General features: G+C 72.1%; 12 protein-coding genes. 5 read left to right on the top strand and 7 right to left on the bottom strand.

Annotated elements, in window-relative coordinates; genetic code table 11:
* From GB864_RS16190 to GB864_RS16180, 3 genes are all read left to right on the top strand, one after another.
* The coding region (locus GB864_RS16190; protein ID WP_160426733.1) for a helicase HerA-like domain-containing protein at positions 1-1,677 on the top strand (1,677 nt) is incomplete at its 5' end.
* Between the two features lie 20 nt (positions 1,678-1,697).
* A complete protein-coding gene (locus tag GB864_RS16185; protein WP_336604045.1) occupies positions 1,698-2,333 on the top strand; it encodes a GNAT family N-acetyltransferase in 636 nt (211 codons plus the stop codon).
* Positions 2,334-2,358: 25 nt separating this feature from the next.
* A complete protein-coding gene (locus GB864_RS16180) occupies positions 2,359-3,297 on the top strand; it encodes a quinone oxidoreductase family protein (protein WP_160426732.1) in 939 nt (312 codons plus the stop codon).
* Between the two features lie 105 nt (positions 3,298-3,402).
* On the opposite strand, the gene GB864_RS16175 is transcribed toward GB864_RS16180, so the two are convergent.
* The 5 genes from GB864_RS16175 to GB864_RS16155 all read right to left on the bottom strand — a co-directional run bounded on the left by GB864_RS16175 (position 3,403) and on the right by GB864_RS16155 (position 7,783).
* The gene (locus tag GB864_RS16175) at positions 3,403-4,017 is read right to left on the bottom strand and encodes a hypothetical protein (RefSeq protein ID WP_160426731.1); all 615 of its coding nucleotides are present in this window, start codon (positions 4,015-4,017) and stop codon (positions 3,403-3,405) included.
* 103 nt (positions 4,018-4,120) lie between these two features.
* Entirely contained in the window at positions 4,121-5,485 is a 1,365-nt protein-coding gene (locus GB864_RS16170; RefSeq protein WP_160426730.1) for a permease prefix domain 1-containing protein, read from the bottom strand.
* Positions 5,482-5,847, bottom strand: coding sequence for a PadR family transcriptional regulator (locus GB864_RS16165; RefSeq protein ID WP_160426729.1), 366 nt, complete (start codon positions 5,845-5,847; stop codon positions 5,482-5,484). The genes GB864_RS16170 and GB864_RS16165 overlap by 4 nt, the downstream gene beginning before the upstream one ends.
* A gap of 80 nt (positions 5,848-5,927) precedes the next feature.
* Entirely contained in the window at positions 5,928-6,689 is a 762-nt protein-coding gene (locus GB864_RS16160; protein ID WP_336604044.1) for an ABC transporter permease, read from the bottom strand.
* A gap of 62 nt (positions 6,690-6,751) precedes the next feature.
* The gene (locus GB864_RS16155; RefSeq protein ID WP_160426728.1) at positions 6,752-7,783 is read right to left on the bottom strand and encodes an LLM class flavin-dependent oxidoreductase; all 1,032 of its coding nucleotides are present in this window, start codon (positions 7,781-7,783) and stop codon (positions 6,752-6,754) included.
* A gap of 71 nt (positions 7,784-7,854) precedes the next feature.
* Between GB864_RS16155 and GB864_RS16150 the strand changes: the two genes are divergently transcribed.
* Entirely contained in the window at positions 7,855-8,151 is a 297-nt protein-coding gene (locus GB864_RS16150; protein ID WP_160426727.1) for a hypothetical protein, read from the top strand.
* Positions 8,152-8,164: 13 nt separating this feature from the next.
* Here GB864_RS16150 and GB864_RS16145 read toward each other — a convergent pair whose 3' ends face one another.
* Together GB864_RS16145 and GB864_RS16140 are read right to left on the bottom strand one after the other, a co-directional pair.
* Positions 8,165-9,223 (bottom strand): hypothetical protein, encoded by a 1,059-nt coding sequence (locus GB864_RS16145; protein WP_160426726.1) that lies wholly within the window; start codon positions 9,221-9,223, stop codon positions 8,165-8,167.
* 16 nt (positions 9,224-9,239) lie between these two features.
* The gene (locus GB864_RS16140; RefSeq protein ID WP_160426725.1) at positions 9,240-9,860 is read right to left on the bottom strand and encodes a hypothetical protein; all 621 of its coding nucleotides are present in this window, start codon (positions 9,858-9,860) and stop codon (positions 9,240-9,242) included.
* Positions 9,861-10,397: 537 nt separating this feature from the next.
* On the opposite strand from GB864_RS16140, the gene GB864_RS16135 reads away from it, so the two are divergent.
* Positions 10,398-13,667, top strand: a complete 3,270-nt coding sequence (locus tag GB864_RS16135; protein ID WP_336604043.1) for a 3-keto-alpha-glucoside-1,2-lyase-like domain-containing protein — start codon at positions 10,398-10,400, stop codon at positions 13,665-13,667.
* The last annotated feature ends 114 nt before the right edge of the window (positions 13,668-13,781 follow it).

Below are 13,781 nucleotides of genomic sequence, written 5' to 3'. Positions count from 1 at the left end.
CCGCCCGGGGCATCCGCCCCGACCGGCTCGGCCGCCCAGTCGGACCCGGCCGCGCCCGCCACACCGGCCACCGCCCCGCCCGCCCCCGCCGAGCCCGCCGCCGACGCACCCCTCGACGCCGACGCCGTCGAGGCGATCCGCGCCGGCTACGCCTTCGAGGGCGCGGCGCTCGAACTCGGCGCGCTCGTCAACGGCGGCCCGCAGCCGGACGTGCAGGTGCGCATCCCGCTCGCGATGACGGACCGGCACGGCCTCGTCGCCGGCGCGACGGGCACGGGCAAGACGCGCACGCTGCAGGGCCTCGCCGAGCAGCTCTCCGCGGCGGGCGTCTCGGTGTTCGCCGCCGACATCAAGGGCGACCTCTCGGGGATGCTCGTCGCCGGCACGGGCAACGAGAAGCTCCTGCAGCGCACGGCCGGGATCGGGCAGGACTGGACGCCCGCGTCGTTCCCCGTCGAGTTCTTCTCCCTCGGCGGCGCCGGTCGGGGCGTGCCCATCCGGGCGACGGTCGCCGGGTTCGGCCCGCTGCTGCTCGCCAAGGCCCTCGGCCTCAACGACACCCAGGAGTCGAGCCTCGGGCTCGTCTTCCACTACGCCGAGACCCAGGGACTCGCGCTGCTCGACCTCGAAGACCTGCGGGCCGTGCTCGCGTACCTCGTGAGCGACGACGGCAAGGCCGAGCTGGCCGGCGTCGGCGGGCTCTCCAAGGCGACGGTGGGGGTCATCCTGCGCGAGCTCGTCGCCTTCGCCGCAGACGGCGCCGAGGTCTTCTTCGGCGAGCCCGAGATCGACACGCAGGTCTTCCTCCGCACCGCCGCCGACGGTCGCGGGCTCATCTCGCTGCTCGAGGTGCCGGGCGTCGCCGACAAGCCGGCGTTGTATTCGACGTTCCTGATGTGGCTGCTCGCCGACCTCTTCAACGACCTGCCCGAGGTCGGCGACCTCGACCGGCCCAAGCTCGTGTTCTTCTTCGACGAGGCGCACCTGCTCTTCGCCGACGCATCGAAGGACTTCCTCGCCCAGATCGTGCAGACCGTGCGGCTCATCCGCTCGAAGGGCGTCGGCGTCTTCTTCGTCACGCAGACTCCGAAGGACGTGCCCGGCGACGTCCTCGCCCAGCTCGGCTCGCGCGTGCAGCACCAGCTGCGCGCCTTCACCCCGGACGACGCGAAGGCGCTCAAGGCGACCGTCTCCACGTATCCGACGAGCGACTACGACCTCGCCGAGGTGCTCGCGAGCCTCGGCACCGGCGAGGCCGTTGTCACCGTCATGGACGAGGACGGCGCCCCGACCCCGGTCGCCTGGGCGCGCCTCCGGGCGCCGCAGGGCGCCATGTCGCCAGCCCCGGATGCCTCGATCGACGCGGCCGTCGCCGCCTCGCCGCTCATGGCGCAGTACGGCACGGCGCTCGATCGCGAGTCCGCCGCGGAACTGCTGACGGCGCGACTGAATGCGGCCGCGGCGGCGGAAGCGGCGGCCGAGGCGCAGGAGGCCGAGGCGAAGGCGGCCGAAGCCCGGGCCGCCGAGGCGCGCAAGGCGGAGCGGAGCACCCGCACGACGTCGCGCTCCCGCAGCGCCCCGAAGTCGCCGCTCGAGCAGATCCTCGGATCGAAGGCGACCCGCGACGTGGTCACCTCCGTCCTCGGGGGCATCTTCGGCACCCGGCGACGCCGCTGAGCGGGCCTAGGCTCGATGGGGTGAACGACGACGGCGACTTCCGCATCCGCCCCTATCGGCCCGACGACCGCGACGGGGTGGCGCACGTGTGCCTCCTGACCGCCCGAGCGGGCGGCGACGCCACGGGCGTGTACTCCGACGACTCGCTCATGCCCGACGTCTACGCGCTGCCCTACGTCGACCGCGCGCCGGAGTTCGCCTGGGTCGTCGTCACCGGTTCGCCCGAGCGGGTCGTCGGCTACGTCATCGGGGTGCCCGACACGGCCGAGTTCATCGACTGGTGGGGGAGCGAGTACCTCCCGGTCTTCGACGCCCGGCACCCCGAGGCCGCCCCGCCGACCGAGGCGAACCCCGCTTACAGCGAGGCGTCGCTCATCGCCGACGGCCGCAACCCGGAACGCATGCGCATCCCCGAGCTCGCCGACTACCCGGCCCACCTGCACATCGACCTGCTGCCCGAGGCGCAGCGCCGCGGGCTCGGGCGGCGTCTCGTCGACACGCTGCGCGCCGCGCTCGCCGAGGCCGGCGTGAGCGCGCTCCACCTCGGCTACGCCGCCGAGAACGAGAACGCCGGCGCCTTCTACGCCCGGCTCGGCTTCCACCCGCTGCCGTCCTCGACCGAGACCGCGCCCCGCGTCGGCATCGCCACCGCCTGACCCGACCGAACCGAGAGGACCCCGCATGCCCATCGCGATCGTCGCCGACGAGTTCGGCGCCCCCGACGTCCTGCACCCCGTCGAGGTGCCCGCGCTCGAACCGCGCGACGGCGAGGTCGTCATCGCGGTCCGCGCCGCCGGCGTCAACCCGTCCGACGCCAAGCGGCTGCGCGGGGAGTGGGGCGGCTCGACGCCGATCCGGCTCGGCAGCGAGGTCGCCGGCGTCGTCACCGCCGTCGGCGCGGATGCCGTGGGCGCGGCCGGACCGATCGCGCTCGGCGACGAGGTGATCGCGTACCGCGTGAGCGGCGGCTTCGCCGCCGAGGTGCGGGCGAAGGCCGCCGACGTCTTCCCGAAACCGGCCTCGCTGTCGTGGGCCGCCGCTGCCGGCCTGCTGCTCACCGGCGTGACCGCATTCCACCTCGTCGAGGCGACGGGCGTCGGCGCGGGCGACACGGTGCTCGTCCACGGCGCCTCCGGATCGGTCGGCCTCGCGGCGGTGCAGCTCGCCAAGCAGCGCGGCGCCCGCGTCATCGGCACGACGAGCCCGCAGAACGCCCTGCTCGTGGCCGCAGCGGGTGCGGAGCCGGTCGCCTACGGATTCGACCTCGCCTACCAGGTGAGCGAACTCGCGCCCGGCGGCGTCACCGTGGCCCTCGACACCGTCGGCACCGAGGAGGCGCTCGACGTCTCCGCGCGGCTCGTCGCCGACCGGCGCCGCATCGCCACGATCAACGGCTTCGCGAAGGGCGCGGAGCTCGGCGTGCAGCTCCTCGGCGGCGGTCCGGGCGCCGATCCCGGCACGGCGCTGCGCAACGGCGCGCGACTCGGCCTGGTCGAGCTCGCCGGGTCGGGGGAGCTCAAGGTCCACGTGGGCCGAGCATTCCCGCTCGCCGAGGCCGCCGCGGCCCTCGAGCTCCTCGCCACGGGGCATCCGGGCGGCAAGCTCGTGCTCGTGCCCTGAGACGCCGAGGCAGCATCCGGGTGGAAATACTGCGAGGCGGATGCGTCCCCCGATGCATCCGCCCCGCTCGCCGACGGCGCCTCCCCCAAGGCGCCGCGGGCTCACTCAGCCGTTTGCGGGGCCGAGGAGTTCGAACCAGTACAGCAGTCGACGATCGGTCTTGCGGAGTTCCGCGAGCGTCACGGGGGTCGAGCGCTGGGTGATCGCGACGCCGAGCGTGCGCATGACCTCGTCGAGATCGCACTCGTCCCAGAACTCGCCGCGCATGCGCAGGAGGCGCCGGCCGTCGTGGCCGAGGACGAAGAGCTGCGGCGTCGTCTCCGGGCTGTTCGCCCGGTAGAGGTCGAGTCGCAGGACGCGGTCGATGTCGTCGACGCCGACCTTGGTGACGGTGCCGAAGAAGCCGCGTTCGATGATGCCGTTCGCGCTGACCCAGATCGTCGTGCGGCGGTAGAGCAGGAACGCGACACCGGCGAGCACGAGCATGAGCACGGCCGCACCGACGATCGCCGGCCAGGTGCCGAGTTCGGCGGTGACCCACAGCAGGACGCCGAGCATCGGCAGCGCCGCCGAGGCGGTGGTCGCCGACACGAGCGCCGCGAGGGAACGGCGGGGGCGCAGGGTCGCCGCCCTGAGCCCGCCGCCGGTTCCTGATGCCGCGCGGATACCGGCGAGGTCCCCAGTGTCCCCACCCCAGGTGCCGATTCTCGCTGCTGACATCTCCTCAAGGATGAACGTTCGTCCGCAAAACGGCCATTCCGCATTAATGCGGATTGACGAGGGCCGCCCGCGCCGGTTATGGTGCGCGGCCCCCGTTCCGGGGTCAGCCGAACACGACCGGGAAGGCGATCGCGACGAGCGCGGCCCAGGCCGCATAGGCCGGGAGATAGGCGGTCTGCCAGTCCTCGAGGGCCGCGAATCCGGCGCGTCCGCGCACGAACCGCAGCTGCAGCCAGGCGGATCGGGCGAGGTTCACGGCGAGCAGCAGGTTGAGGCCGAGCGAGGCGATCTTCAGCGGGCTCGCGCCCCAGACGCCGATGCGGCCGACCATGGCGACGAGCACGAACACGTCGACCATGAGGGCGAGCACGACCATCCCGAGTTGCAGCCGGTCGAACCACCCCGCGGGAGCGAGCGGTTCCCGCGCGCTGAACGCGTAGAGCAGCAGGGCGAGCACGACGATGAGCACGGCGTCGAAGAGGGCGAGCAGTTCGCGCTCGCTCTCGAGCGGGTTGCCGCTCGCGATCGCGGCGACGACCAGCGCGGCGAGCATAGTCGTCATCAGCGGCGTGAAGACCTTCGTGAGCACGGGTGCGATGTTCTCGATGACCGACTGCTTGGCCTCGACGAGCCATGCGGCCACGACGATCGCCGCGGCGCCGCCGCTCGGCACGACCCACTGCAGCAGCGCCTCGGAGGCATCCAACCCGATGGCGCCGAACACGCCGCCGGTCAGCAGCACGAGGGCCCCGCCGCCGAGCACGAGCAGCACGAGGTAGACGAGCCATTCGCCCGTGAAGCGGAGGTAGTCCATGCGTGCTCTGCCACTGCGCCAGTCGCCGTTCGCGAACACGACGCCGACCAGCAGCCACAGCACGACCGGCACGTGCAGCGCGACGAGGCCGAGCAGCGTGTCGTCGTCGGTCACGACCGGCAGGTTCAGGATGACCGCCGCGGCGAGCATCCCGAGGGCCGGGACGACGAGGATGCCCGGGCGGACCCGGCCGCGCCAGGCGAAGTACCCGCTCAGGCACGGCAGGACGAGGAGCGCGAAGTTGCGGATCAGGAACGTCGGATCGGCCGCCGAATCGAGTCCGAGTCCCAGCGCGGTGACGAGGGCGACGGCGAGGGCCGCGGCGGTGGCGGCGGCGATGGCGGGCAGGGTGCGGCCGCGGCCGGCCCCATCGGCGCCCGGCGCGTCGGCGTCGTGGAGCACGAGCTGCTTCCAGAGCCGCTCGGAGTGCTCGACCGCGAACTCGCGGGAGACCGCGTCGAGCGCGCCCATGCGCTTGACCGCGACGAGGAACGCCTCGTCGTCATCGAGGCCGCCCGCCTGCAGCGCCTCGATGCGGTCGCGCAGGTGTGATTCGAGCTCGTCGACGTCGGTGCCGGCGACGGCGGGCCGCTTGCCGACGTAGCCGCGCCATTCGGCGATGCGGGCTTCGAGCGCCGCGTGCGAGCCGGTCACGCGAGGCCGCCGATCGCGAGCTCGGCGCCGCCGTCGCGGCCGTGCCACGCGCGCTCGAGGGCGCGGTGCACGACGGCCCACTGGGCGCGCGCCTCGGCGAGGGCGTCGGCGCCGCTCGGCTGCAGGCGGTAGTGCTTGCGCGGGCGGCCGTTGGGCGCCGCGCCCCAGCTCGACACGATGTGTCCCTGGCGCTCGAGCCGGTGCAGGAGCGGGTAGAGCATCCCGTCGCTCCACTCCAGGTCCCCGCCCGAGAGCTCGCTCACTCGCGCCAGGATGGCGTACCCGTACGACTCGCCCTCGGCGAGGATGCCGAGCACCATGGGCGTCGCAGCCGCGGCCACGAGGTCTTTCCCGATCCGCATGGATCCTCCGATCGATACCTTGCTGCTCAATGTACCTTGAACTGCAATGTACCTCGAACTGCAAGGTATCGCGAGAGATCTCAATCGGGCGGAGACGGCCGGGTCCGCACGGGGCCGAGCCAGCAGGCGACGAGCACGGCCGAGATCGCCCCGGCGGTGAGGATCGCCGCGAGCACCAGGATCTGGAACCGTCCGGCCTCGAGCGGCGACAGCCCGCCGAACACCGCACCCACGAACGCGCCCGGCAGCACCACGAGCCCCGTGGTCTTCGTCTGATCGGTCGTCGGCACGAGCGCCTCGAGCACCGCGAGCCGGGCCTGCGCGAGCGTCGCCGCCCGAGGCCGCGCGCCGAGCGCGAGCCACCCCTCGACCTCGTCCCAGCCCGAGTCGACCGCGGCGACGAAGCGCCGTCCGGCGAGCGTCGAGATGCTCATGGCGTTGCCGATCACGATCGAGCCGAGCGCCAGGGCGTAGCGCGGCGTGAGGTCGAGGGCGCCCAGGCCGAACACCGTCGTGCCGGCGACCGCGACGCCGGCCGCCATCGACGACGACATCACGAGGATGCTCCGCCCGGACCAGCCGATCCGCCGCGCCGCGACGCCGCTCGCGACGGCGAACATGAGGACGAGCGCGACGCCGACCCACACCGGGCTCGCGATGATGCCCGCGAGCACGAGGCTGAGCAGCGCGAGCTGCACGGCACCGCGGAGGATCGCGAGCGCGGGGGCCCAGTGCCGGGGCACGCGGAAGGCGCGAAGCACGACGGTCGTCACCGCCGCGAGCACCGCGACCGCGACGAGCGTCGCGATCAACGTCTGCGGAGACGCCGCCACATCGGCCACGGGCAGAGCCTAGCGGCGCGACTCGGCCGGTGGTCGGTCCCGCCGGGGCGGGGAGGTCCGGGTCACCGCTCCCGGTTCGGCCGCCAACCGAGCGCCGGTGCCACGTGCTCCGCGAACGCGCGCACGATCCGCAGGTTGAACTCGACGCCGAGCTGGCTCGGGATCGTGAGCATCAACGTGTCGGCGCTTTGCACCGCGGCATCCTGCAACAGCTGCTCGACCAGCCGGTCGGGCGCGTCGGCGTACGTCTTGCCGAACGTCGAGCGGATGCCGTCGATCACCCCGACCTGGTCGCGACCGTCGCGCCCGCCGAAGTAGAGCTCGTCCTCGGCCGTCGTGATCGGGAAGACCGACCGGCTCACCGAGACGCGCGGCTCGCCCGCATGGCCGGCTTCGCGCCAGGATGCCCGGAAGGCCGCGATCTGCTCCGCCTGGAGTTCGTCGAACGGCATCCCGCGGTCTTCGGTGAGGAGCGTCGACGACATGAGGTTCACGCCGACGCGGCCCGCCCACTCGGCCGTGTCGCGGTTGCCCGCGCCCCACCAGACGCGCGAGCGCAGCCCGGGGGAGTGCGGCTCGATCCGCTGCCGGCCCTCGCCGCCGCCCAAGGGGCTCGAGGGATCGGCTTCCGCGAGGCCGACGCCGTCGATGGCGTCGAGGAAGCGGGAGAACTTCGCCCGCGCGAGGTCGGCACCGCGCGGGTCGGTCGAACCCGTGTAGCCGAACGCCTCGTACCCGCGCACGACGCTCTCGGGCGACCCCCGGCTCACGCCGAGCGCGAGCCGACCGCCGCTGATGAGGTCGACCGCGGCCGCTTCCTCGGCCAGATAGAGCGGGTTCTCGTACCGGAGGTCGATGACGCCCGTGCCGACCTCGATGCGCGACGTGCGTGCGGCGATCGCCGCGAGCAACGGCATAGGGGAGGCCTGCTGACGGGCGAAGTGGTGCACGCGGAAGTACGCGCCGTTCACGCCCAGCTCGTCCATCCCCTCGGCGAGCTCGATCGCCTGGAGCAGCGAGTCCGCCGCGCTCAACTCCCGCCCGGCGCCGATGGGGCCGTAGTGGCCGAACGACAAGGTCCCGAATCTCTGCATGCCGGGTGCAACCGGGCGGCCGCTGCCGCCATTCCGTGCGGCTCGATCGCGCCGGGACTAGCATCCCGAGGATGCCCGCCGAACCGACCGCGCCGCACGTCGCCGCCCTCGCCGTCAACGTCGAGATCCCGGAGCGCCTGCGCTGGCGCGACGAGCGCCGCGGCGAGGAGTTCGAGCTGCAGTCGATCACGATCCGGCTGCTGCCCGACGGCGCCCTCGCGGCGAAGGCCTACGGCAGACCCGTCGCGGGCGGCCGCGGCGCCTACGTGTCGTTCCCCGTGCGCCGCAACCCCGAGATCGACGCCCTCGTCGATGCGGCCGCGCACGAGGCGGCCCGGCGATGGACGGCGCACCGCGGCCTGGAGTGAGCGGAACGGCGCATCAGGGCAGTTCCGCTCGCGTGGCGGAGGCCGCCTGCTCGGACTCCCTCCGGCCTTCCGCCCGAGCCTCGGCACGGGCGGCTTCGAGCAGTTCGTCGATTCGACGCCGATTGCGACGCCGCCCGGCGAAGACGGCGACGACGATGAGTGCGATGCCGGCCGCCGCGAGCAGCTGCACCCACGGCATCGCCCAGAGCACGATCGTCTCGGTGACCGGGGTCGCTGCGAGCTCGTCCTCGGGGACCTCGCCGGTGACGGCGACGTCGAGGAACAGCAGGCCGAGCGGCCACGCGGGCAGATCGGCCACCTGGACCGCGCGCGACTCGCCGGGCAGCAGCGAGCCATGGTCCGTCTCGGTGCCGCCGATCGTGTCGCCCACGACGAGGGCCGTGTTGCCGGTGTTCGCGACGACGTACTCGACGCTCACCCGACCCGGGGCGAACAGGTTCCAGGAGGCGGCGTAGGCCGCGCGCAGCCCCTGCACCTCGAGCGCGGGCGCCAGCCCGCCGGAGACCCGTGCCGAGACGCGGAAGCCGACGCGGCTGTCGACGCCCACCTGCGAGCCGTCGGCGTCCGTGGCGACGGTGCGCACCGACGCGGCGATGCCCGCGGTGTGATCGCCGGGGACGGCGTCCTCCGGGACGGCGACGGTGAACGGGATGACGGCGGTCTCGCCCGCCGCGATGGTCACCGTCGGTTGGACGGAGATCCACGTCCCCGCGTCCGTCGACACCTCGTCCGCCGCGAGCATGTTGAAGCGTCCGGAATCGGTGTAGTACCCGTCCGCAGCGACCAAGGAGAACGTCGTCGCCGCCTCGCCGAGATTGCGGACGGCGAGGTGCTCGACGACCTCGACGCCCGGGTCGACCGACAGGTTCATCGATGCTCGCCCGTCCGGGCCGTCCGTATCGGAGGGGGTCACCGCCCAGGTCACGGGAGCGTCGGCAGGGTCCGCCGACGCCGACCAGGCCGCGCCCGCGGGTGCGGCGACGAGGAGCGCGGCCAGGGCCGCGGCCGACGCCGCCGCACGCGGTGCGCGAAGGAACGAATCGGTGCGCATGATGGAGCGCTCTACCTCAGTTGCCGTCGTCTTCGAAGAGCGAGAGGGTCAGCGTGGCACCGTACCGGCCGGGCTCGACGTCGAGCGGCGCCTCGAGGGTGAGCTCCGCGTTCGCGGTCCAGACGCCGGGCTGGCTCGGGGCGCCGGGCGTGTAGGTCTCGTAGAGCAGTTCGTGGCTGTCGGCCTCGAAGCCGCCCTCTCCCGGCTCGACGACCTCGCCGGCGCCGACGCCGGCCGCGCCGGAGAGCACCGACGGCGCCCAACCGAACGAGTCGGACGAGCGGATGACGGGCTGGCCCGCATCACCGCTGAAGTCGGTGATCGAGCCCATGACGTACCACTCGACCGCCGGGTCGGTGATCGTGCCCGCCGGTCGGGTGTCGGTCACGGTGACGGTCGGGAGCGTGCCGGTGAAGACGCGGTCGGTGACGGTCGGGGCGGCCTCGGCGAGGGCGACGGAGTTGTTCGCCACGGTGAGGGACAGCGCACCGGGGTCCGTGCCGGGCTCGATCTCCACCGAGACGTCGATGTTCTCGTCGGCGACCGCGGCGCCCGTGCCGACGGCGGCCAGGATCCCGACGCCGAGCGCGGCGATCCCCACTCGCGCGGCGAGCCGCGGGCTGATGTGCTTCTGCATGGAAGTGACCTTCGTTCTCTGGCGCTCGGGCGACGACGAGCGCGCGTGCGGCGCCGCGGTGGCGGCGCCGTGTTGCGGACGGCCGCGGGCGGCCGGTGAACGACGGGAGCCCGACGTCGGAAGCGGGCCAGGAGAGCGGAGAGCATTCTCGTGGCCACGCTGTCGCGAGAATCGGATTCTTCGGGTTCGAGGAGAACGTAGTGTGAATACTCGACGGAAGTCAAACAAAAGATGCTCGACGGTGAACAAATCCGATGAACCCTGAAAATGCGCGTGATTCCAGGCGATTGTTCGAATATGAATCCCGCTCGACATTCCGTTTTCCGTGGCTCGAGCGGTGGTCGAGTCGGGATTCTGAATTCTCGCAAGCAAGTTTTGTAGACAGGCAGTCAAAAGGCGCCCTACGCTGACGTCGTTTGTCGTCGGCAGCGGTGCGGCTGTGCGTCCCCCGGGTCGGCGCGACATCGATTCGAAGGAGCAACGATGCCCATACGACCCGTCCCGTCCGGCCCGCGCCGGCAACCTCCTCGCCGCGGGGTGAGACCGCTCCTGGTGGCGGCGCTCGGCGGCGTGCTCGCAGCCGGCACCCTCGCACCCGCCGTCGCCGGTGCGGCCGACCTCCCCCAGCAGGAGCCGGGCGTGACCTTGCGCACGTACGCGACCCCGCCGCTCAGCGAACTGTGCACCCTGAAGTCGGGTCAGACCCCCAACGTCGACAAGCTCATGTCGGGCATCGACTTCACGAGCGACGCCGACTTCGGCCTCGCCGACAACTTCGTCGCCCACGTCACGGCGAACCTCACGCTCGCCACTCCCGGGACGTACGCGTTCCGCCTCACGAGCGACGACGGCTCGAGACTCGAGCTCGACGGCACGCGGATCATCGACAACGACGGCCTGCACGGCACGGAGTCCGTCGAGGGCAGCGCGACGCTCGACATCGGCGTCCACGAGATCTTCATCGAGATGTTCGAGGCCACCAACGGCCAGCGCCTGCTGCTCGAGTGGAAGACGCCGGGCTCGTCGAACTTCGTGCCCGTCCCGAACAGCGTGCTGAGCACCGAGGCCGGCGTCGTGCGCGTCACGGCCCCGGGCACCAAGTACTGCGAAGGCAGCGAGGACTCCGCGGGCGACGGCCTGCGGCTCGACGCCGTGAACCCGAACTACGAACTCGTCGACCTGCGCCCGGCCGGCTTCCAGCCCAAGGTCTCCGGTCTCGCGTTCACGGAGGGCGGCGAGCTCGCCGTGCTCACGACCGGCTCGGTGAGCGCCGGCGGCTGGGTCCCCAACGCCCAGCCCGGCGAGGTCTTCCTCCTCTCCGGCGTGCAGGAAGCCGACGGCCCCGAGGACGTCACCGCGACGAAGGTCGCCACGGGACTCAAGAACCCCATGGGCATCGACATCATCGGCGACGAGATCTTCGTGTCGGAGCGCCACCAGCTCACGAAGCTGACCGACCCCGACGGCGACGGCACGTTCGACGTCCGCACGAAGGTCGCCGGATGGCCCGACGGCGGCAACTTCCACGAGTTCGCGTTCGGCCTCGTCCACGACGACGAGAACTTCTACCTGAACCTCTCGGTCGCGATCGACAACGGCGGCGCCACCACGAGCCCGCAGCCCGCAGCCGATCGCGGCACCACGGTCAAGGTGAACCGTGCAACCGGCGAGGTGGACTTCGTCGCCGGCGGCCTCCGCACGCCGAACGGCATCGCCTTCGGACCCGACGGCGAGCTGTTCGCCATGGACAACCAGGGCGGCTGGCTGCCGAGCTCGAAGCTCGTCCACGTCGAGCAGGACCGGTTCTTCAACCACTACACGAACCCCGCCGGCCGGTTCGACGCGCAGCCGGTGACCCAGCCTGCCGTGTGGATCCCGCAGAACGAGATCGGCAACTCGCCGAGCACGCCGATCCTCCTGGAGGAGGGACCGTTCGCCGGGCAGATGCTCTTCGGCGACGTCACCTACGGCGGTCTGCAGCGCGCCTTCCTCGAACAGGTCGAGGGCGAATACCAGGGCGCCGTGTTCCGCCACTCCGCCGGGTTCGAAGTCGGCGTGAACCGCGTCATCGTCGGCCCCGACGACGCGCTCTACGTCGGCGGCACCGGCGAGGGCGGCAACTGGGGCGAGGGCGGCAAGCTGCCCTACGGCCTCCAGAAGCTCGTCCCGGTCGGCGACGAGGCCTTCGACATCACGTCCATGGAACTCGTCGACGGCGGCTTCCGGCTCCAGTACACCGAGCCGCTCTCGGAGGAGACGGTCGCCGAGATCGCCGACTCGTACCGGGCCAAGCAGTGGCGCTATCTCCCGACCTCCAACTACGGCGGGCCGAAGCTCGACGAAGAGGTCCTCTCCGTGGCATCCGCCGTCGTCTCGGAGGACCGTCGCACCGTGACGCTCCAGATCGACGGGCTGAAGCAGGGACGCGTCGTGTACCTGCGCTCGCCGCGACCGTTCGCGTCGGAGTCGGGCAAGGAACTCTGGAGCACCGAGTCCTGGTACACGCTGAACACGCTGCCGGGCTACGTCTCTCCGGCCGACCGCGGCTGGTACGAGGCTGAAGAGGCCTCGCTGACCGGCGGCGCCAAGGCCGACTGGGAGCACAGCGGATACTCGGGCGCGGGCTTCGCCGGCGGCATGTGGAACGCCGGATCGGCGTTCACCTTCACGGTCGACGTGGATGCGGCGGGCACCTACCCGGTCAACGTCCGCTACTCGAACGGCCCCAACCCGGCGCCGGGCACGAAGGACGTGGCCCTCTACGTCAACGGCGAGCGGATCGGCCCCTGGGCCTTCCCGTCCACCGTCGACTGGAAGACGTGGGCGACGGTCACGCGCGAGCTCGACCTCGTCGCGGGTGCGAACACGATCTCGCTGCGCTACGAGTCCGGCACCAAGGGCAACGTGAACGTCGACGTGCTCTCGGTCGGCTCCGCGACCGACATCTGCACGCCGGCCGCGATCGAGGACGGCTACCGCGGACTGTTCGACGGCACGCTCGCGAGCCTCGACGACTGGCGGATGGCGGGCCCCGGCGGCTTCGGTCGTCAGGACGACTGCAGCATCCGCGGCGAGGGCGGGCTCGGCCTGCTCTGGAACCGCACCGAGGAGCTCACGGAGTACAGCCTGAAGCTCGACTGGAAGCTGGTCGCCGACCACAACGGCGGCGTCTTCGTCGGATTCCCGAACCCCGGCACCGACCCCTGGGTCGCCGTCAACCAGGGGTACGAGATCCAGATCGACGCGACCGACGCGGTCGATCGCACCACGGGTGCGGTCTACACGTTCCAGGCGGCCGACAACGAGGCGGTGGCCGCCGCGCTGCAGCCCGTCGGCTCGTGGAACGCGTACGAGATCGTCGTGCGCGGTGAGAACCTGAAGATCTACCTCAACGGCGTGCTCGTGAACGACTTCACCAGCACCCAGCCGGCACGCGATCTCGCGGGCTTCATCGGCGTCCAGAACCACGGCGGGGGCGAAACGGTCTCGTACCGCAACATCCGCGTCAAGGACCTCGACGAGCCGGCTGCGCTCGCGATCAGCGCGACGAGCGAGGTCCGCTGCAAGGCGGGCAAGGCCACGCTCACCGTGCTCGCGACGAACGACGACACGGTTCCGGCCGACGTGACCCTCACGTCGGAGTTCGGCGAGAAGACGTTCGCCGACGTCCAGCCCGGTGCCACCGTGTTCCAGACGTTCACGACCCGGCGCGCCGCCGTCGAAGCCGGTACCGCATCGGCCTCGGCCGTCGGCGACGGCCGGACCGGCGAGGCCTCGGCGCCGTACGCCGCGAAGAGCTGCAGCTAGCAGTCCTCCGCATCCCCGCCGGCGGTCGACGCTCCGTCGACCGCCGGCGGGACCCCCCTTCCCTGCCGCCTCACCTCTTGGAGGATCCGGAAATGCTCGCCGCACTCGGACGAT

Source organism: Agromyces seonyuensis (assembly GCF_009789225.1).
Taxonomy (GTDB): Bacteria; Actinomycetota; Actinomycetes; order Actinomycetales; family Microbacteriaceae; genus Agromyces; species Agromyces seonyuensis.
This window is presented reverse-complemented; position numbering and strand designations above follow the sequence as displayed.

Bases quoted from the DNA above. Each gene is read 5' to 3' on its own strand.
- GB864_RS16140 (WP_160426725.1), bottom strand. From the start codon at position 9,860: ATGCAGAAGCACATCAGCCCGCGGCTCGCCGCGCGAGTGGGGATCGCC.
- GB864_RS16145 (WP_160426726.1), bottom strand. From the start codon at position 9,223: ATGCGCACCGATTCGTTCCTTCGCGCACCGCGTGCGGCGGCGTCGGCC.
- GB864_RS16155 (WP_160426728.1), bottom strand. From the start codon at position 7,783: ATGCAGAGATTCGGGACCTTGTCGTTCGGCCACTACGGCCCCATCGGC.
- GB864_RS16150 (WP_160426727.1), top strand. From the start codon at position 7,855: ATGCCCGCCGAACCGACCGCGCCGCACGTCGCCGCCCTCGCCGTCAAC.
- GB864_RS16165 (WP_160426729.1), bottom strand. From the start codon at position 5,847: ATGCGGATCGGGAAAGACCTCGTGGCCGCGGCTGCGACGCCCATGGTG.
- GB864_RS16175 (WP_160426731.1), bottom strand. From the start codon at position 4,017: ATGTCAGCAGCGAGAATCGGCACCTGGGGTGGGGACACTGGGGACCTC.
- GB864_RS16180 (WP_160426732.1), top strand. From the start codon at position 2,359: ATGCCCATCGCGATCGTCGCCGACGAGTTCGGCGCCCCCGACGTCCTG.